The following is a 19,113-nucleotide window of genomic DNA, read 5'->3' on the forward strand; positions in this document are numbered from 1 at the left end:
GCGCGGCGACAGTGCCTACACAGGCTAGTCGTTTCGCCCGCGGACAAATCGACAGCCGCCGGACGGTTCCGCCCAACGGTCGCCCGCCTGTTCGACGCCGCTGAACGGCTACCGGTGGCGCCTGTCACAACCTGGGTACAGGCATCTCTCTTTCATGAATGGAGGCAGAACAGGATGACGACTTATAACTGGGACCTGATCGAACGATTGCTGCATGAAGTGCAGAACGGCGCGGGCCACAGCTTCACGCCGCGGCCTTATGCCGAGCAGCATGCCGCGGCCAAGGCGGCCGAGGGCGAAGCCACGGGCAATCTGGATGAGCTGAAAAGCACCGCCGCCGAGTACGAAAAACTGTTGCTGGCCCGGGGCTTCATCGAGCCGCGCCCCGAGGAAGAAGGCGGCAACGGTGAGAACTTCATGTTGACGCCGCGCGGTTCCAGCCTGCTGTGCATGATCGACAGTTGCATTCCGGGCAACGATCACCCGCGCCAGGTGCTGGACGAGCAGAGCGATGCGCTGGAACCGGCGGTGTTCGATGAGCTGGCGAGCAAGGCGCAGATTGCCTGACGGGTATCAAGAGCATCACGAGCAAGCTCGCTTCTGCCGGGGACATGCCTTGCAGCAGCGAGCGCCTTGGCGCAAGCCGCGCCGGCGTTACTCCTGGCGTGCCGTCTTCATGCATTTCAAGGCTTCGAACTCATCGTGCACGTTCTGCAGCTTGTTGCGCAGATGCTCGCGCTGGGCTGGGGTGCTTTGGGCCATTACGTCCACCAGCAGGTTGCGCACCGCCTGTTCGCTGTTGGCATGGGCCTGGCGATAAGCCGGTGTCCAGAAGCTTTCGCGATCCACCAGCAGGCGCTCGATGCGTTTGTCGAAATCGCTGTCCTGGCGTTGCTCCAGCGCGGCACTGAACTGTGCCTGCCAGTTGGCCCGGTTGGCGAGCCAGAGCTGGTTCTGTTCGCCGAGGGACGTTGACCAGTCCGTCACCCGCTGGGTCTGCTCGGGAGTGAGAGAGCCAAGCCAGGTATTCAGGCGTTTGTCCATGCGTTCGGCGCGCAGCCTGATCTGTTGCCCCAGTGGTGGCTTGAGGTATTTGCTGCGGCGTTGGCGCATGTCCTTGGCGAAGGCCGCCTTCATTTCCGCGACCTGTCGGTCGTCCAGGCCCCGCAGCAACTCGATGGCCGAAGGCGCGACCGCGCGAGCGGTCTGGGCAATGGCCTGCCTGGCTTCGCGGGTGAACTCTTGCAGTTCGGTATCGTTGACCTGATTGCGCTCGACCATCTGCTGCAGACGGCCCAGGTAGTCCAGGTAACCGGGCAATTGCGTGCTGCAGTGCCAGCTCAGGTGTTCCTTGAGGCGCTCGTCGAACCAGATTTTCTGCTCGCGGTTCATTTCCAGGTAGTCGTTGAGCGTCCAGGGAATGATTACATCGAGGTTGCGGTAAGCCAGGCCGACACGATTACAGGAGGTCAGCACCAGGCTCAGCAGCAGTAGCAGGGTGAGGTGTTGCAGCCGGCGCGCCATGGCAAGTCCTTGCGAAGGCCTGGGTTTGTAAGGCATGGGTTTCTTATCTGAACCCGGAAAGCTTCCGGCAGTTCAGCCGCTCAATAAAACGAATGCTCGGCCTTGAAGGTGAGCAGACCGTCGCATTGCGCGTTATGTCCAGAATAGGCCGAACAATCGCTGCCGTTGAGATTGGAGTCGCTGTAGATCAGTTTCAGGTCGATACCCATCCAGGGGCGGGAAAACTTGATCGACCAATCGTTGAAGCTGCTGACGTAGCCGCTGCCCACCGCAACCGGGTTGCCCAGTTGATGAGCGGTGTACTTGATGCTGACGCCGATGCCGAAAGGCTGGTTGCCGCCCAGGTCGGCGAACAGGGTGCTGTTGCGCTTGTCCGGTTCATGGCTGAACGCGGCGCCGAAGCGGCTGCCCAGCAGCGTCAGGCCGCCGTAGAACTCCTGGTTATCCTGCGGGGCCAGTTGCGGGTAGTTGTACTGGATCATCCCCACCTCATAACCCAGGGTCTGATCGAAGGGGCGCTTGAAGCCCAGGTAGGAGTCCACCTCCAGGTCGCTTTCGCCCAGGCCCATGCTCGGCGACCACTGGCCGATGTACCAGCCGCTGTCGTGGGTCAGGTCCAGGCCGCCATGGAATGAGCCGGTAGCCGAGGGGTTGACCAGGCCCTGGGCCATGCTGCGGCTCGGGGTGCTGCTGAGCTTGAGGTCGAAGTCCCCCAGTTCGCGCTGGAAGATCTGCCCGTGGGCCAAGGGGCTGGCGAGAAGGCTGGCAAGCAGCACATGAGAGGGCTTGAGCATGCTTCACTCCATGAAACGCGAGGAGCAGGAACCGCGGAACCTGCTGAAATGCTCGATCTAGAGGTGTGAAAGGATACCGGCGAAACCTCGGGGATGAGGGCCGTTCGTCGATTTTTACGGGAGGGAAGGACTCAGAACTCTAGTCCTAGCGCCTTGAGGCTCAAAGCGCATAGGGACCAGGAGGTATTGCGGGGGGATTACTTCTTGCCCAGGCTGATCTGCTTGGACGGGCCGAAAGTCTGGCCGCTGACGCCTTTGGCAATTTGCTGGATCTCGCCGCCGGACTTCAGGAAAGCAGCAATCTGATCGTTGATCGATTCGCTGGTTTCAACGGCTGGAGCTGGCTTTGCTTTGCTGTTGGATGCTTTTACACGCATGGCGGCCATTAACCTTCAGAAAATTAATTTGGCCAGCCATCATACATGAAATGCTTGACAATTGCTTGGTAAATATCCTCCTGGAATAAAAGTGGAAAACTCCTGAATAATCTTAAGTTGATCTCGGGAATATCCCCATAAGCTGCTGTTTTAAATAAAGACAATGGCGCAAACAAAGGCTTGCTCGGCGGCGCTGAGGCAAAAGTCGCTGCTGGTTGGCCTGACGGGCGGACCTGGTTGCTGGCGCAAAGCCATAAACATCAAGGCATTCAGGAAAATTTCCGTTGCTATCCGGCGACTTGGGCCAACCAGGCGCGGAAAACCGGGTAGAATGCCGCCCACGCAATGAGGGTATTGGAAATGGCTTTAGTCGGGCGCTACAACAGTTTGCAAGTGGTTAAACACACTAACTTCGGTTTATATCTGGACGGCGGGGCGGATGGCGAAATATTGCTGCCCAATCGTTATATTCCCAAGGATATTCCCAGTGAAGATGAAGACTGGTTGAATGTTTTTGTTTATCTGGATAGCGCCGACAAGTTAATTGCCACTACCGAAAAACCAAAAGTTCAAGTCGGTGAGTTCGCCAGTCTTAAAGTCGTGGAAGTTAACAGCATCGGTGTGTTCCTCGACTGGGGCCTGCCCAAGGACCTGCTGCTGCCGTACTCCGAGGAAAAGCGCCAATTGACCGCCGGCGAGTATTGCGTGGTGCACGTCTACCTCGACAAGCACACCCGTCGCATCACCGCCACGGCCCGTCTGGACCGCTACCTGGACAAGGCGCCGGTGACCTACAAGGTCGGCCAGGAAGTCGATCTGCTGGTGGCCGAGAGCACCGACATGGGCTTCAAGGCGATCATCAACAACAAGCACTGGGGCCTGATCCACAAGAACGAAGTGTTCAAGTTCCTGCGTCCGGGCAAACAGGAAAAGGGCTTCATCAAAGAGATCCGCGCCGACGGCAAGATCAGCCTCAGCCTGCAACCGGTGGGCGAAGAACTGGCCAGCAGCCTGAACGCGAAGATCCTCGCCAAGTTGCGGGAAAACAATGGCACCCTGCCGGTCAGCGACAAGAGCGATCCGACGGTGATCAGTGGCCTGTTCGGCGTCAGCAAGGGCAACTTCAAGAAGGCCATCGGGTCCTTGTACAAGAATGGCCAGATCGTTATTCATGCCGATCGCATTGAACTGACCTGATCCGTTCCTCCCTGGTGTAGTTGCGGTCGAAGAACCTTCGGCGGCGCTAACGATTCATGGGACTGTTCAAAAACAACCGTTGCCGGTTCCGGCAACGGTTTTTTATTGCGTTTTTTCTGGCTGGGTGAAGCGCGAGTCAGGACGACGGAGCCGAGCACTCGCATAACTGCTGTATACAATCTGTCGCCCCTTGTCGATGCACTGATATCAGGCAGCTGTGCACAGCCAACGGGCATGCCTGCTTCTAATCCTGCCTGCCGATCATCGTTGTGTAGCCAAGGCCCAGCCCTTGATGGACAAGCGATTCACGCCGTTCGCCTACAGGTTTTTCCGGTATGGCACGCATTCTGCGTAGCGCTTCGTATACAACTTATGCCGGCTCCCGTACGCAGTGTGGTCGCAAGGTCAACCGCGGGGGCAGGCCTGTCCAACAAGGAGCCTTGCAATGACCGAGCAACTACCGAAGGGCTACAGCCCGCGCTTGTATAACCAGGACCTGGGGCCGCTGCCGCAGAAGTGGAGCTGGTACAACATCTTCGCCTTCTGGATGAGCGACGTGCACAGCGTCGGCGGTTATGTGTTCGCCGCCAGCCTGTTCGCCCTCGGACTGGCCAGCTGGCAGGTGCTGGTGGCCCTGTTGGCGGGGATCTGCATCGTGCAACTGATCGCCAATCTGGTGGCCAGGCCCAGCCAGCAGGCGGCGGTGCCGTACCCGGTCATTTGCCGGCTGGCGTTCGGCGTGTTCGGGGCGAATATCCCGGCGGTGATTCGCGGCCTGATCGCGGTGGCCTGGTACGGGATCCAGACCTACCTGGCGTCCAGCGCCCTGATCATTGTGGTGCTGCGCTTTTTCCCGGCCATGGCGGCCTACGCCGAGCCGCATTTTGCCGGGCTGTCCTACCTGGGCTGGTTCGGTTTCCTGGCGCTGTGGCTGGTCCAGGCCCTGGTGTTCTGGGCCGGCATGGAGTCGATCCGGCGCTTTATCGACTGGGCGGGTCCGGTGGTCTACGCGGTGATGTTCCTTCTTGCCGGCTGGATCGTGTGGAAGGCGGGCTGGAGCAACATCAGCTTCACCCTTGGGGAGAAGTCGCTGTCGGGTTGGCAGGCATTCGGCCAGGTGATCGTCGCCACGGCGCTGGTGGTGTCTTACTTTTCCGGGCCGACCCTGAACTTCGGCGACTTCAGCCGCTACTGCCGCAGCATGCAGGATGTGCGGCGCGGCAACTTCTGGGGGTTACCGGTGAACTTCCTGGCGTTCTCCCTGGTAACCGTGGTCATCGTCTCCGGCACCCTGCCGGTGTTCGGTGAAATGCTCCACGACCCGATCGCCACCGTGGCGCGGATCGACAACGACGTCGCGGTGCTGCTCGGCGCCTTTGCCTTTGTCACCGCCACCGTCGGCATCAACATAGTCGCCAACTTCGTCTCGCCGGCCTTCGACTTCGCCAACGTCGCCCCGAGCCGGATCAGCTGGCGCACCGGCGGCATGATCGCGGCGCTGGCCTCGATCTTCATCACCCCCTGGAACCTGTTCAACAACCCCCAGGTGATCCACTACACCCTCGATGTGCTGGCCGCCTTTATCGGCCCGCTGTTCGGCATCCTGCTGGTGGACTACTACCTGATCAAAAAGCAGCAGATCGATGTCGACTCGCTGTTCAACGACGGCCCGGACGGACGTTACTACTACAGCGGCGGCATCAACTGGACCGCGGTCAAGGCGCTGGCGCCGGCGACCCTGATGGGCGTGGCGATCACCTTCACGCCAGCGTTGCAGCCGCTGGCCAACTTTGCCTGGTTCACTGGGTGTTTCCTCGGTGGCGCGCTGTTTTTCCTTCTCGCGCGCCGTGAGGCCTGGTCATCCCTGAGGCTGAGCCCGACAGCCTCGAACTGACGGCCACGGTCAGGATAAAGGTCTTTTCCAAGCGTTTTTTCTGTCCGTTTGGTTGATAATCGCCAGCACATTAATTCTTCGCCCCGGACCGGTTCCGGGGCTTTGTCGTTTCTGTCGAGTAACTGCCATGTCTATGAATCTGCCCGAGGGGCCGCGGTGAGCATCGAGCGGCGCAGCGCCGATGGTTTCGCACTGCAAGTGATGCTGGGGCTGTGCCTGATCTGGGGCGTGCAGCAAGTAATGATCAAGTGGGCCGCGGCGGATATCGCGCCGGTGATGCAGGCGGCCGCCCGTTCAGGCATTTCGGCGCTGCTGGTGGCCTTGCTGATGTGCTGGCAGGGCGGCTGGTCGCAGATCGGCAGTACCTGGCGCGGCGGTTTGCTGGCCGGCAGCCTGTTCGGCCTGGAGTTCCTGTTTATCGCCGAAGGGCTCAAGCTCACCAGCGCGGCGCACATGTCGGTGTTTCTCTATACCGCGCCGATCTTCACCGCGCTGGGGGTGAACTGGCTGCTGCCCAGCGAACGTCTCAGGCCCCTGCAATGGCTGGGGATCCTGCTGGCGTTCATTGGCATTGGCGTGGCCTTCGCCGGCGGTATTTCGCTGGATAACCTGGACACGCGCATGCTGCTTGGCGACGCCCTGGGCGTGCTGGCCGGCCTGGCCTGGGGCGCGACCACGGTGGTGGTGCGCGCATCGCGCTTGTCCGAGGCGCCGGCGACCCTGACCCTGTTCTATCAGTTGATCGTCGGTTTTGTCGGCCTGTTGTTGATCGCCGCGCTGAGCGGCCAGGCCACCCATGTCAGCCTGACCCCGGTGGCGGTGGCCAGCGTGCTGTTCCAGGGGCTGGTGGTGTCCTTTTTCAGCTACCTGACCTGGTTCTGGCTGCTGCGCCGTTACCTGGCCGCCAACCTGGCGGTGTTTTCCTTCATGACGCCGCTGTTCGGCGTCACCTTCGGGGTCCTGTTGCTGGGGGAACCCCTGAGCCTCAATTTCGTCATCGGTGCGGTGCTGGTGTTGCTGGGCATCACCTTCGTCAGCGCCGAGCAGTGGCTGCGCAGGCGGATCCGCAGTCTGCTGTAACCCCAGGCTCAGGCGGTGGCGCGGCACTCCCGGGCAAGCGGTTGTTGGGTCAGCGGCAAGGCACTCGCTAGCAGCAAGCCGCTGTCGGCGACGATCAGCGCCGGTTGCAGGCCACCGCTGAAATGGCGGCTCAGGACCGCCAGCCGTGGCCCGCTCAACTGGTCTATGGCGAAGCCGGCCGTGAGCAAACCGGCATTGCGCTGGGTGGCGTGGGGCGCCAGTTCCCGCGAGCGCTGCATCACCCGTTGCCGGCAGGCCAGGAACGGCGTGCCGCAGAGAATCACCCCCAGCGCCAGGCCGGCGCCATTACCCAACAGACAGGCAAACACCCCGGCGGCTTGCAGCAACAAGGTTGCCATCAGCCAATGCCGGGTGGTGCAAGGGCATGCTTGGCGCCAACCTCAATGCCTGGATCGAGCTGCAACAGGCGAGCCAGACGGATCAGCGGCCAAGGCTACGAACGGCGGCTTGAAACGGGCTGGCTGATTCGGATTAATCCGGTAACAGATCATTGCCATCCAGGTTGAGCAATGCGCAGAACTTAGCGCTATTATCAGAGCTAAGCGGCTCCAGAACCCTGCCGCTGGGCACGACCCTTAAGGGGGGCACTATGAAAGAGAAACTGCAAAACTGGCTTCACGACCTCGGGGTCGCACTGGGGCTGATCGAGCCGCCATTGCAGCCGGTGCCAATCCGCACAGACGACGAACAACGGCGTCGGCAACAGCGTCGCCGCTAACCATCGGCTCGGGAGTGGAGCAGGCATCCAGCCTGCTCCCGTCGTTTTTCAGCCGCGCGAGGGCAGGTTCACTCGCGAACGGTTGCCGCCTTCTGATCCAAACCCGTCAACTCGCAATCCGCCAATGGCGCCCGGCGCGGTGAAATCTTCAGCGCCGTGAAATGTTCAGCAGAAACCGGCTCAAGTCATTGGCGCTGTTCGCCGCCTTGAGCATCTGGTCTTCTTCGTGAGTGAAGGCGGTCAGTTCAAACTGATCTTCCAGGTGGAAGATCAGGTCCTCGATATCCTGCTTGTCCAACCCCAGCTCCTGCAGACTCACATCGTCGGCGAATCCGTCTTTGCCATCCAACAGGTGGCTGATGAAGTCATGCACGGCTTGTCGGACTTCGGCTCTTTTCATCTTGGCTATTTTTGCCTGGGGCCTGCGCATGGCCTTCGAAGCGGGCGGGGTTGTGTGCAGTACAGCACAGCTTCAGGGGTGCCGACGGATCCAATCCTCGATCATCCTGCGCAGTTGCGCTCCCGAAAAACTGCCGAAATGGCCACCATGCACCGTACGCACCGGCAGCTGGTACAGGCGTTCCAGGCTGGTGGCGTAGTCCTCCAGGTTCGAGTGGTAGGCGTCTTCGACCAGCGGGCCGTCGTAGATGATGTCGCCGCTGAACAGGGTGCCGCTGGCGGCTTCCCAGAGGCTGATACCCCCAGGGGAATGACCGGGCGTATGCAGGACCTGGAGGCTCCGGTTGCCCAGGTCGAGCACGTCGCCTTCCTCGATCAGGCGTGTTGCCGGGGCGGCCTTGACCCGATATTCGGCGTAGCACAACAGGCAATCCGGGTGGGCCTCGAACATCGCGTCGCCAACGAAGGCGGCAGACAAGGTATTGGCCCCGTCGGGCGCGGCGAGGATCTGCGCCTCGGCCGGGTGCACCAGGCGTTCGGGGAATTCGTGATGCCCGGCGATATGGTCGAAATGGCAATGGCTGGCCACCGCCAGCAAGGGGCGCTCGGTGAGCCAGGGCAACTGCTCGCGCAGGCTGACCAGGCCGGAGCCGCTGTCCAGCAGCAGGTCCCTGTCGCGGCCCTGGATATGCCACAGGTTGCAGCGATAGAACGGCCGGATGTAAGGCTCGTGGATCAGCCGAATCCCGTCGCTCAGGCTTCTGACTTCGAACCAGCGGTCGCGGCTGACAAGCTTCATCGACTTTCCTCCAGGCGAAAAAAAACGGGTGCAGCCACCGACGCTGCACCCGCCGAAGAAAAATGTACGGCGTCTGACCTGAGGTTAGATCGCGTTGGCCAGGGTTGCCGGACGACGAGACAGCAGGCTCGCCACCACGAAGCTGATCAGGCCGACAGCCAGGCTGTAGTAGATCGGGGTGTTGGCATCCAGGCCATCCTTGAACATGAACGCCAGGGCGGTGAGGAAGCCCAGGCCCATGCTGGCGATGGCGCCGGCGGTGGTCGCGCGTTTCCAGAAGATGGCGCCGATCAGCGGGATCAGCATGCCGCCCACCAGCAGGTTGTAGGCCAGGGTCAGGGCGCTGATCACATCGTTGACCACCAGGGCGATACCCAGGACCACGATACCGGTCAGCAGGGTGAACAGGCGGTTGATCCCCAGGCTCGACTGCTTGCCGCCACGCAGCTTGGGCAGCAGGTCTTCGGTCAGGGTGGTGGAGGCGGCCAGCAGGCCGGCGCTGGCGGTGGACATCATGGCGGCCAGGGCCGCGGCGATCACCAGGCCACGGATGCCGTCAGGCAGCGAGGCTTTGACGATGGCGGCGAAGGCGTTGTTGACGTTGTCCAGGTCCGGCAGCAAGACGTGCGCGGCCATGCCGATCAGGGCACAGGCCAGGCCGTAGAGAATGCAGTAGAAACCGGCGACGGTGCCTGCGTACTGCGCGACTTTTTCGGTCTTGGCGGTGAACACCCGTTGCCAGATGTCCTGGCCGATCAGGATGCCGAAGAAGTAGATCATGAAGTAGGTGACGATGGTGTCCCAGCCGATAGTGGTGAAGCTGAAGCTGGCCGCCGGCAGCTTGGCCACCAGCTCATCCCAGCCGCCGACGCGGTACAGGCAGATCGGCAGCAGGATGAACATCAGGCCGACGGTCTTGATCACGAACTGGACGATGTCGGTCAGGGTCAGCGACCACATGCCGCCGATCGCCGAATAGATCACCACCACGCCGCCGCCCAGCAGCACCGAGATCCAGAACGGCAGGCCGAACAGCACTTGCAGCACGGTGCCGATGGCGAGGATCGAGGTCACGCCGATCATCAGCGCGTAGGCCAGCATGATCACCGCGCTGGCCTGGCGGGCCATCGGGTTGTAGCGTTTTTCCAGGACCTGGGTAACGGTGAAGATCCGCAGTTTGAGCAGGGGTTTGGCCAGCAGCAGGTTGAGGGCGATGATGCCCAGGCCCAGCGCCGCGCACAGCCAGAAACCGGAGATACCGTGGACATAACCCAGGCGCACGGTGCCGACGGTGGAGGCACCGCCCAGCACGGTGGCGGCCATGGTGCCCATGTACAGGCTCGGGCCCAGGTTGCGGCCGGCTACCAGGTAGTCCTCGTGGGTCTTGGCCTTGCGCATGCCGTAATAGCCGAGCACCAGCATGCCGGCGGCGTAGATGAGTACGACGAATAGATCTAAAGCCATGGTGGCGTGTCTCCGATTGTCTTTCTTATAGAGGCTGGCTGTAGAAGCGAGGCTTGCCGCAATCAAGGCGACGCGGTCTGGCGGACCTGTCGTGTGAGGCGTGATTGCCGGCGAGCCTGCCGCTACAGGCCATGCTTGAGTCAGGCGGTTTGGCGCGTGACCGGTTTACCGAGCGAATCCGTGCTCTTGCTGCGTGGATCGTTGGGGCCATAGACCGCGGCCGGTTCCGGGAACAGGTTGAGCAGGGCCAGGTACACCAGCGAGGCCAGGCCCAGGGTCACCGGCAGGCTGATATCGATGCCGTCGGCCAGGTTGCCCAGCGGACCGACGAACTGCCCGGGCAGGTTGACGAAGCACAGGCCGACCAGCGCGCTGGGGATCCAGGCCCCCAGGCCACGCCAGTTCCAGCCGTGCTGGAACCAGTAGCGGCCACCCTGCTCGCCACGGGTGAAGACTTGCAGGTCGTCCGGGCAGTAGAAGCCGCGACGTACCAGCAGGCCGATCAGCATGATCACCATCCACGGGGTGGTGCAGGTGATGATCAGCACGGCAAAGGTCGACACGCTCTGCACCAGGTTGGCGGCGAAGCGCCCGATGAAGATGAAGGCGATCGACAGCACACCGATCAGCAGGGTCGCCTTGACCCGCGACAACACCCGCGGGAACACGCTGGACATGTCCAGGCCGGTGCCATACAGCGAGGTGGTGCCGGTGGACATACCGCCGATCACCGCGATCAGGCACACCGGCAGGAAGAACCAGCTCGGCGAAACCGCCAGCAGGCCGCCGACGTAGTTGTTGGCGGCGATGTAGTCGGGTGCCTTGATCGCCACGATGGTGGCGGTGGCCAGGCCGAACAGGAAGGGAATCAGGGTGGCGATCTGCGCGGCGATCACCGCCAGCATGATCCGCCCTTTCGGCGTTTCGCGGGGGATGTAGCGCGACCAGTCGCCGAGGAACGCGCCGAAGGAAATCGGGTTGCTCATGGCCACCAGCGCGGCGCCGATGAAGGCCGCCCAGAAACCCGCCTGGCCGAGGGCCACGCTGCCGGCGAACTGGCTGTCGAAGGCCGGCGCGAAGGCGAAGATCCCCAGCAGGAACAGCAGGCTCGCGGCCCATACGGCAATGCGGTTGACCCACAGCATGAAGCGGAAGCCGTAGATGCACACCGTCAGTACCAGGATCGCGAACAGGCCGTAGGCCAGGCCCAGGGTCAGGTCGGTTTCCGGCAGATCGATCAGGCGCTTGGCGCCGCCCACCAGGGCGTCCCCCGAACTCCACACGGAGAGCGAGAAGAAGGCGATGGCGGTAAGCAATGACAGGAACGAGCCGACGATCCGCCCGTGCACGCCGAAATGCGCACCGGAAGAAACCGCGTTGTTGGTGCCGTTGATCGGCCCGAACAGGCCCATCGGCGCGAGGATCAATGCCCCCAGGATCACGCCCAGCACGATTGCCCAGGCACCCGCCTGGAAGGACAGGCCGAACAGCACCGGGAAACTGCCGAGCACGGCGGTGGCAAAGGTATTGGCGCCGCCGAAGATCAGGCGAAACAGGTCGCTGGGCCGGGCGTCGCGTTCATGGTCGGGAATCTGTTCGACCCCGTTTGTTTCGATGCGGCTAAGGCTTTTTTCTTTGTTGTTATTCATGATCTGCTCCGATCACAAAGGCGCGCTCATCGTGTGTGAGCGTCACCTGTCTGGCTAGCTTCTGTACGTAAATTGCCTGCGCGTCGATCATGCTGCGCGCTGGGCGCCAAAGGCGCTACGCAGAAACAGGCTCGTGCGCGAGTCCGATCGGAATGCTCATGTAGGCCCCTAAAGTCGCCCGCGACCCCGACCGTTCCTCGCCTGTTTTTGCCTTGCCTGATCGCCGCTCGGCGACTTTCCGTACAGAACCTAAGGGGGTGGCAGCCCTTCCGGCATTGCGGACAAATGTTCGTGGCAGGCCAGCCATAGGCCTTGTTGTTGTGTGCCGGACCCTTGTCTGCAAAAAACAATGGTCTCGCGCTCCTGGCTGAAGTGTTGCTCCCCTTGCATGCGCAGCTCGGTGGCGACGTCATGGATGAATACCGCGGTGTCCCCCTGCAGGCTGACAAAGGCGTTGCTCGAAGTGCAGGACAGCACCTCGAAGCCATCCTCGCGGCGCCAGTTGTCCCACAGCGCTTGGTAGGCGTCGCGGGACAGCAGGGGCTGGGCGAGGGTGTAGAAGACGAAGCTGGCGTCAACGCTGAACGCAGCGAAGTAGGCTTCGCGATCGTTACGGGCGAAGGCCGCCACCAGCTCGGCGGCGGCTTTGAGGACTTGCTCGCGCTCGTTCATGGCCGGGCCTCAGCGATGCGCCACGCCCGGCAGTACGCAGAGCATTTCATACAGCAGGTTGGCGCCCAGCAGCGAGGTGTTGCCGGTGGTGTCGTACGGCGGCGAGACTTCTACCAGATCGCAACCGACCAGGTCGAGGCCCTGGCAGCCACGGACGATCTCGATCGCCTGGATGGTGGTCAGGCCGCCGATTTCCGGGGTGCCGGTGCCAGGCGCCCAGGCCGGGTCGATGCCGTCGATGTCGAAGCTCAGGTACACGGGGCCGTCACCGACCTTGGCCCGTACTTCGGCCATCAGCGGTTGCAGCGACTTGTGCCAGCACTCTTCGGCCTGCACCACGCGGAAACCCTGCTTGCGGCTCCAGTTGAAGTCTTCGGCGGTGTAGCCCTGGGCGCGCAGGCCGATCTGCACCACGCGGTCGCAGTCCAGCAGGCCTTCTTCGACGGCGCGGCGGAAGGTGGTGCCGTGGGCGATCTTCTCGCCGAACATGTGATCGTTGACATCGGCGTGGGCGTCGATGTGCACCAGGCCGACCTTGCCGTGTTTCTTGTGGATGGCGCGCAGGATCGGCAGGGTGATGGTGTGGTCGCCGCCCAGGGTCAGCGGGATCACGTTGTGCTCGAGGATGCCGTCGTAGGCTTCTTCGATGATGCGCACGGCATCCAGCAGGTTGAAGGTGTTGATGGCCACGTCGCCGATGTCGGCCACGTTCAGCGAGTCGAAGGGCGCGGCGCCGGTGGCCATGTTGTACGGACGGATCATCACCGATTCGGCGCGGATCTCACGGGGCCCGAAGCGGGTGCCGGCGCGCAGCGAGGTGCCGATGTCCAGCGGTACGCCGACAAAGGCGGCATCCAGGCCGGCCGGGGTCGGCACGTGGGGAAGACGCATCATGGTGGCGATGCCGCCGAAGCGCGGCATTTCGTTGCCGCCCAGTGGTTGGTGGAGAATCTTGTCCACGGGATTGGCCTCATCGTTGTTTTATTTATGGGGTTTGCAGCGCGGCAATGCCTGCCGGCGAAACCGAGTGGGGCCGATTCTGCGAAATGTAGTGGGCGGGAAGAATCGCTACGGGCAAATACTTAGTTCAGATTTTTCTAAACTAATGGCGGCGCTAGAGGATAGACTTCCCGCCGTCGAGGGTGGGGGCGTCAGGGCTGATGCTATCGCGAGCAAGCTCGCTCCTACAGGTTGCGCACCGTCCCTGTAGGAGCGAGCTTGCTCGCGAAAGGCTGCCCGGCAGCCGGAACTCCTGGCTATGGAACCTTTCATGTCGACACATCGCGCGGCTCCATCCAGGGCTACGCCCGCCCGAAGCCTTTGTCTTTCACCCTGGTTACTCTGGAGTTCGCCATGGCCAACGCTTTACCTGATCTGAAACTATTGCGCATCTTCGTCAGCGTGGTGCGGCATCAGGGGTTCGCCAATGCCCAGCACGAACTGAACCTCTCCACATCGGCCATCAGCACCTACATGAGCCAGCTCGAGTCGGCCCTGGGGCTGGTCCTGTGCCACCGTGGCCGCGGCGGTTTCAGCCTGACCAGCAAGGGCGAGCTGTTCCACCAGGAGACCCTGCGCCTGCTGGGTGAACTGGAAGGCTTCGAGCAGTACGCCGCGGCGCTCAAGGGCGAACTGCGCGGCACCCTCAACCTGGGGGTGATCGACTCGACGGTGAGCGACAAGGCCCTACCGTTCGCCGAAGCCATCGGCGCCTACAGCCAGGAACACCCGGCGGTGCATTTGCATCTGTCGGTGCTCAGCCCCTACGAATTGCAGCTCGGCGTGCAGGACAACCGCCTGGACCTGGCCATCGGCGCGTTCTCCACGCGCATGAGCGGGCTGGTGTACATGCCGCTGTACCGCGAGCAGCACTGGCTGTATTGCAGCAGCCGGCACCCGCTGTTCAACGAGCGGCGCATCCCCGAGCAGGTGATCACCCAGCAGCGCATGGTCGGCCGTGGCTACTGGAGCCAGGCCGAACTGGCGCGCCATGGCTTCAAGCACAGCGCGGCGACGGTGGAGAGCATGGAGGCGCAGCTGATCCTGGTACTGTCCGGCGCCTACATCGGCTACCTGCCGGAGCATTACGCCCAGGCCTGGGCCGACAAGGGCGACTTGCGCGTGCTGCTGCCGGCCACCTTCGGTTATCAGGCGCCGTTTTCGATGATCGTCCGTCGCGGGCGTAGCCGGGAGCCGCTGATCCAGACGTTCCGCGACCTGCTCAAGGCGCAGCTCAACCAGGTCTGAGGAGGCCACTATGTCGAGAGTCCAGTGCCCGCGTTGCCTGCGCCCGAAAACCCATTGCCTGTGCCCGCTGATTCCACGGCTGGACAGCCGCACCCGGGTGCTGCTGTTGCAGCATCCCAGTGAAGTGAACCACGCGCTGAATACCGCGCGGCTGGCGGCGCTGGGGCTGAACAACGCCGAATTGATCGTCGGTGAGGTGTTTGACGATCTGCCGAAGCGGTTGAACTGCCCCGGGTATCAGGCGCGCCTGCTGTTCCCGGCGCAAGACGCACAGCCATTGCAGGCCTATTCCTGCACGCCGGACGAGCAGCCCTTGCTGCTGGTGGTGCCCGACGGCACCTGGCGCAAGGCGCGCAAGTTGCTGCACCTCAATCCGCTGCTGGCGGCGTTGCCCAGGGTGACCCTGGCCGAGGGCGCGGTGTCCCGTTACCGGCTGCGCAAGGCGCCGGGACCTGGGGCCTTGTCGACCATCGAGGCCATCGTCCAGGCCCTGCAGACCCTGGAGGCGCCGACCTCGTTCGAGGCCTTGCTGAAACCTTTCGAAGCCTTGATCGACGGGCAGATCGCGGCGATGGGGGAGGAGACCTATCAACGCAACCACCTGCGGGCGCCTGACGACTCCCTGTAGCCGCTGCCGCAGGCTGCGATGGGCCGCGCCACGTACTCCCTGAAAGACCGAGGCGCCTGATTGACGCCCGCTTCGCGGTCGGTCGCAGCCTGCGGCAGCGGCTACAGGTTAGCGCTCGCGCATCGCCTCGGTCCGTGCCTTGAGCACCGGCTTGAGCAGGTAGTCGAGCACGCTTTTCTCGCCGGTGATGATGTCCACCGTGGCGACCATGCCGGGGATGATCAGCAGCGGCTTGAGGTCGCCGCCCAGGTGGTTCTTGTCGGTCCGCACCTGGATCAGGTAGAAGCTGTTGCCCTTGTCGTCGGTGATGGTGTCGGCGCCGATCAGTTCCAGCTTGGCGCTCAGGCCGCCGTAGATGGTGTAGTCGTAGGCGCTGAACTTGACCATGGCTTTCTGCCCGGGATGGAGGAAGGCCACGTCCTGCGGCCGCACCTTGGCCTCGATCAGCAGGTTGTCCTCCAGCGGCACGATTTCCAGCATGTCGCTGCCCGGCTGGACCACGCCGCCGATGGTGTTGACCTTGAGCTGCTTGATTACCCCGTGCACCGGTGAGGTCACGGTAGTGCGGGTCACCCGGTCGTCGATGGCGATGCTCGAGGCGGTGATCTTCGACAGCTCGGTGCGTTTCTCGTTGAGTTCCTTGGCCGCATCGGAGCGGAAGCCCTGTTCGGATTCGTCGATCTTGCTCCTGATCTCGTTGATCGCCGATTCCGCCCGGGGAATGGCCAGGGTCGTGGCATTCAGCGAGCCGCGGATTTCCACGGCGCTGCGCTTGAGACGGAGGATCTCCACCGGTGACACCGCGCCGGTACTCACCAGCGGCGCCGACATGTTCATCTCCTGGTTGAGCAGGGCCAGGCTGGAACTGAATTGCCCCTGTTTCGAGCGGAACTCCGCCAGTTCCTGGGTCTTTTGCCGCAGCTGTTCGCTCAGGGTCCGCTGTTCGCTGGCCAGGCGCCGCTGGCGCTGTTCGTACAGCGAGCGTTCGTCCTCCGCCACCTGGGGCGCCTTGGCCACCACCTCGTCGGACGGCTTGAACGGCCGGCCCTCGGCTTCGGCGGACAGGCGTTCGACCTGGGCCATCAAGGCATAGCGGTCAGCCTCGCTTTCGCCCTTGTTCGACAAAAAGCGTGTGTCGTCCAGGCGCAGCAGGGTGTCGCCCTTGTTCACCATCTGCCCTTCGCGCACGAAGATCTCGGTGACGATGCCGCCCTCCAGGTTCTGCACCACCTGCACCTTGCTCGACGGGATGGCCTTGCCTTCGCCGGTGGTCACCTCCTGCAGCACCGCGAACTTGGCCCAGAGCAGGGCGCTGACGAGCAACCCGGCGGTCAGCCAGACGACAATGCGTGAGCCGCGGGGCGAATCCTGCAGCGAGGCGCCGGCGGTTTCGGGCATGAACTCGCTTTCCGCGCTTTTGCGCAGGCTGGCGAAGTAGCCGCGTGATTGCGATGAGGCCGGCATGGGGCGACTCCTAGACCGCCGCAGAGCCGACACGGCCCTTGCGCAGTGCATCGATGACCGTTTCTTTCGGCCCGTCGGCGACGATCCGCCCGTTGTCCAGGACCACCAGCCGGTCCACCAGGCTGAGCATCGAGGTGCGGTGGGTCACCAGCAGCAGGGTCTTGCCTTGTACCCAGGCGTGCAGGCGCTGGCGCAGGGCGTCTTCGCTGCTGTTGTCCATGGCGCTGGTGGGTTCGTCCAGCAGCATGATCGGCGGGTCCAGCAGCAGCGCCCGGGCCAGCAGCACTGCCTGGCGCTGGCCGCCGGACAGCAGTTGGCCACGCTCGCCCACCGGCCGGTCGAAGCCCTGGGGATGCTGGCGGGCCAGTTCGGTGACCCCGGTCAACTCGGCGACCTCGAGCATGCGCGCATCGCTGATGTAGCGAGCGCCGAGGGTCAGGTTGTCGCGCAGGCTGCCGGCCAGCAGCGGCAGGTCATGGGCGACATAGCCGATCTGCTGGCGCAGGTCGGCTATGTCGAGCTGGCGCAGGTCGAGGCCATCCAGCAGCAACTGGCCTTCCTCGGGGGCATAGAAGCCCATGACCAGGCGCCCCAGGGTGCTCTTGCCGGAGCCGCTGCGGCCGATGATGCCGATGCGCTCGCCGGGCTGCATGCTGAAGCTGATGTTGCTCAGGGCCGCGGCATTCTGCCCCTGATAACGGAAGGTCACCTGATTGAGCGCCAGCGCGCCTTGCAGTTGCCTGCGTTCCAGCGGGCGCTGGCGGGCATCGCGTTCCTGGGGCAGGGCCATCAGGGCGTCGGTGCTGCGCATGGTCAGTTGCGCCTGCTGGTAGCGGGTGATCAGCCCGGCGATCTGTCCCAGCGGCGCCAGGACCCGGCTGCCGAGCATGTAGGTGGCCACCAGCGCGCCGACGCTGAGGTTGCCGGCGATGATGCCGTAGACCCCGGCGACTATGGTCGCCATGCCGCAGAACTGCTGGATGAACAGGGTGCCGTTGGTGGCCAGGGCCGAGAGGTTGCGCGCATGGCTGTCGAGGCGGGTGAGGGCGCCGTGGGTGCTTTCCCAGCGGTGCTGGCGTTCGCTTTCGGCGTTGCAGGCCTTGAGGGTTTCCAGGCCGCCGAGGGTCTCGATCAGCAGCGCCTGGCGTTCGGCGCCCAGGCTCAGGCTCTTTTGCACGGTGTCGCGCAGGCGGGCCTGGATCAGCATGGCGAAGACGATGGTCAGGGGAAACGCCAGCAGCGGGATCACCACCAGCCAGCCGCCGAGCAGGCCGATCACCAGCAGCATCAGCACGGCGAAGGGCAGGTCGATCAGGCTGGTCAGGGTCACGGCGGTGAGAAACTCGCGCAGGCCCTGGAAGTCATGGATGCTCTGGGCGAAGCCGCCGATGGTCGCCGGCTTGGCTTTCATCGCCATGCCGGTGATGCGTTCGAACAGGGTGGCGGAGAGGATCACGTCGGTGCGCTTGCCGGCGCTGTCCAGCAGATGGGCGCGCACCACCCGCAGCACCAGCTCGAAGCCGGTGCCGATCAACAGGCCGATGGCCAGCACCCAGAGGGTCGAGGTGGCCTGGTTGGGCACCACGCGGTCGTAGGTCTGCATGACGAACAGCGGCACCATCAGCCCCAGCAGGTTGATCAGCAGGCTGGCGAGGATCGCGTCGCTGTACAGCCAGCGCGAGAGTTTCAGGGTGTCGCGGAACCAGGCTTCGACCCGCGGCACCAGGGAATTGCGCAGCTCCTCCAGTTCGTGGCGTGGCCGGGCGAACAGCGCCTGGCCACTGTAGTCGTCGTTCAGCTCCGCCTGGCTGACCCACTGCTCGCCGCCCTCGGCTTCGCTGGGCAGGATCAGCGCCTGGCCGTCATCGCCCCAGCGGCGCAGGACCGCGCAGCGGCCATGCTTGAGGATCAGCAGCACCGGCAGGTTGAGCCTGGAGATCGCCGACAGCTCGCGGCGCAGCAGGCGAGCCTGCAAGCTGGCGCGGGCCGCGGCGCGGGGCAGCAGGTCCAGGCTCAGGCGTTGCTGGGCCAGGGGCAGCCCCGCGCTGAGGCTGGCACGGCTGACGGTACAGTCGTGCAGTTTGCAGAGGATCAGCAATCCGTCCAACAACGGGTCATCAAAGCTCAGGCGCGGATCGACGCCTGAGCTCCCGGGTTCCATGCTGGTCACATTGAAGTCCTCCCGA

18 protein-coding genes and 1 pseudogene are annotated in these 19,113 nt (G+C 63.3%); 7 read left to right on the top strand and 12 right to left on the bottom strand.

Annotated features, from left to right (window positions below; translation table 11 throughout):
* Nucleotides 1-174: 174 nt before the first annotated feature.
* Nucleotides 175-567: a transcriptional regulator gene (locus IF690_RS08495; RefSeq protein ID WP_202699737.1), complete on the top strand. Its 393-nt coding sequence runs from the start codon at nucleotides 175-177 to the stop codon at nucleotides 565-567.
* A gap of 87 nt (nucleotides 568-654) precedes the next feature.
* Here IF690_RS08495 and IF690_RS08500 read toward each other — a convergent pair whose 3' ends face one another.
* The 3 genes from IF690_RS08500 to IF690_RS08510 all read right to left on the bottom strand — a co-directional run bounded on the left by IF690_RS08500 (nucleotide 655) and on the right by IF690_RS08510 (nucleotide 2,704).
* Nucleotides 655-1,524: a DUF6279 family lipoprotein gene (locus tag IF690_RS08500; protein ID WP_202699738.1), complete on the bottom strand. Its 870-nt coding sequence runs from the start codon at nucleotides 1,522-1,524 to the stop codon at nucleotides 655-657.
* Nucleotides 1,525-1,604: 80 nt separating this feature from the next.
* The gene (locus IF690_RS08505) at nucleotides 1,605-2,318 is read right to left on the bottom strand and encodes a TorF family putative porin (protein ID WP_202699739.1); all 714 of its coding nucleotides are present in this window, start codon (nucleotides 2,316-2,318) and stop codon (nucleotides 1,605-1,607) included.
* Nucleotides 2,319-2,515: 197 nt separating this feature from the next.
* Entirely contained in the window at nucleotides 2,516-2,704 is a 189-nt protein-coding gene (locus tag IF690_RS08510; protein WP_016702300.1) for a PFL_1563 family small protein, read from the bottom strand.
* A gap of 351 nt (nucleotides 2,705-3,055) precedes the next feature.
* Here IF690_RS08510 and IF690_RS08515 point away from each other — a divergent pair, with 351 nt between their 5' ends.
* From IF690_RS08515 to IF690_RS08525, 3 genes are all read left to right on the top strand, one after another.
* Nucleotides 3,056-3,892, top strand: a complete 837-nt coding sequence (locus IF690_RS08515) for a CvfB family protein (RefSeq protein ID WP_202699740.1) — start codon at nucleotides 3,056-3,058, stop codon at nucleotides 3,890-3,892.
* A gap of 445 nt (nucleotides 3,893-4,337) precedes the next feature.
* On the top strand, nucleotides 4,338-5,786 hold the full coding sequence (locus IF690_RS08520) for an NCS1 family nucleobase:cation symporter-1 (protein WP_202699741.1): 1,449 nt from the start codon (nucleotides 4,338-4,340) through the stop codon (nucleotides 5,784-5,786).
* A 156-nt stretch (nucleotides 5,787-5,942) separates the two neighbouring features.
* Nucleotides 5,943-6,866, top strand: a complete 924-nt coding sequence (locus IF690_RS08525; RefSeq protein ID WP_202699742.1) for a DMT family transporter — start codon at nucleotides 5,943-5,945, stop codon at nucleotides 6,864-6,866.
* An 8-nt stretch (nucleotides 6,867-6,874) separates the two neighbouring features.
* Here the strand turns inward: IF690_RS08525 and IF690_RS08530 are convergent.
* Nucleotides 6,875-7,249: pseudogene (locus IF690_RS08530) on the bottom strand (YbfB/YjiJ family MFS transporter); the annotation flags it as partial.
* A gap of 227 nt (nucleotides 7,250-7,476) precedes the next feature.
* Between IF690_RS08530 and IF690_RS29120 the strand changes: the two are divergent.
* Entirely contained in the window at nucleotides 7,477-7,605 is a 129-nt protein-coding gene (locus IF690_RS29120) for a PA1414 family protein (protein WP_009042667.1), read from the top strand.
* A gap of 148 nt (nucleotides 7,606-7,753) precedes the next feature.
* On the opposite strand, the gene IF690_RS08535 is transcribed toward IF690_RS29120, so the two are convergent.
* The 6 genes from IF690_RS08535 to speB all read right to left on the bottom strand — a co-directional run bounded on the left by IF690_RS08535 (nucleotide 7,754) and on the right by speB (nucleotide 13,548).
* Nucleotides 7,754-8,005 (bottom strand): acyl carrier protein, encoded by a 252-nt coding sequence (locus IF690_RS08535; RefSeq protein WP_202699743.1) that lies wholly within the window; start codon nucleotides 8,003-8,005, stop codon nucleotides 7,754-7,756.
* Between the two features lie 72 nt (nucleotides 8,006-8,077).
* Complete coding sequence (locus tag IF690_RS08540) at nucleotides 8,078-8,803, bottom strand: MBL fold metallo-hydrolase (protein WP_202699744.1); 726 nt, start codon at nucleotides 8,801-8,803, stop codon at nucleotides 8,078-8,080.
* Between the two features lie 84 nt (nucleotides 8,804-8,887).
* Complete coding sequence (locus IF690_RS08545) at nucleotides 8,888-10,267, bottom strand: sodium:solute symporter family protein (protein ID WP_202699745.1); 1,380 nt, start codon at nucleotides 10,265-10,267, stop codon at nucleotides 8,888-8,890.
* Between the two features lie 140 nt (nucleotides 10,268-10,407).
* Nucleotides 10,408-11,916 carry a purine-cytosine permease family protein gene (locus IF690_RS08550; protein WP_502710167.1) on the bottom strand — a complete coding sequence of 503 codons (1,509 nt, stop codon included), beginning with the start codon at nucleotides 11,914-11,916 and terminating at the stop codon, nucleotides 10,408-10,410.
* Between the two features lie 249 nt (nucleotides 11,917-12,165).
* Nucleotides 12,166-12,588 (bottom strand): YybH family protein, encoded by a 423-nt coding sequence (locus tag IF690_RS08555; protein ID WP_202699746.1) that lies wholly within the window; start codon nucleotides 12,586-12,588, stop codon nucleotides 12,166-12,168.
* Nucleotides 12,589-12,597: 9 nt separating this feature from the next.
* Nucleotides 12,598-13,548 (bottom strand): agmatinase, encoded by a 951-nt coding sequence (gene speB, locus IF690_RS08560; RefSeq protein ID WP_202699747.1) that lies wholly within the window; start codon nucleotides 13,546-13,548, stop codon nucleotides 12,598-12,600.
* Nucleotides 13,549-13,941: 393 nt separating this feature from the next.
* Here speB and IF690_RS08565 point away from each other — a divergent pair, with 393 nt between their 5' ends.
* Complete coding sequence (locus IF690_RS08565; RefSeq protein WP_009047635.1) at nucleotides 13,942-14,835, top strand: LysR family transcriptional regulator; 894 nt, start codon at nucleotides 13,942-13,944, stop codon at nucleotides 14,833-14,835.
* Nucleotides 14,836-14,845: 10 nt separating this feature from the next.
* Nucleotides 14,846-15,463, top strand: a complete 618-nt coding sequence (locus tag IF690_RS08570; RefSeq protein ID WP_202699748.1) for a tRNA-uridine aminocarboxypropyltransferase — start codon at nucleotides 14,846-14,848, stop codon at nucleotides 15,461-15,463.
* Nucleotides 15,464-15,571: 108 nt separating this feature from the next.
* On the opposite strand, the gene IF690_RS08575 is transcribed toward IF690_RS08570, so the two are convergent.
* Together IF690_RS08575 and IF690_RS08580 are read right to left on the bottom strand one after the other, a co-directional pair.
* A complete protein-coding gene (locus IF690_RS08575; RefSeq protein ID WP_202699749.1) occupies nucleotides 15,572-16,927 on the bottom strand; it encodes an HlyD family type I secretion periplasmic adaptor subunit in 1,356 nt (451 codons plus the stop codon).
* A 10-nt stretch (nucleotides 16,928-16,937) separates the two neighbouring features.
* A complete protein-coding gene (locus IF690_RS08580) occupies nucleotides 16,938-19,097 on the bottom strand; it encodes a type I secretion system permease/ATPase (RefSeq protein ID WP_202699750.1) in 2,160 nt (719 codons plus the stop codon).
* Between the last annotated feature and the right edge of the window lie 16 nt (nucleotides 19,098-19,113).

This window comes from Pseudomonas sp. SK3(2021) (assembly GCF_016772375.1).
Classification (GTDB): domain Bacteria; phylum Pseudomonadota; class Gammaproteobacteria; order Pseudomonadales; family Pseudomonadaceae; genus Aquipseudomonas; species Aquipseudomonas chlororaphis_I.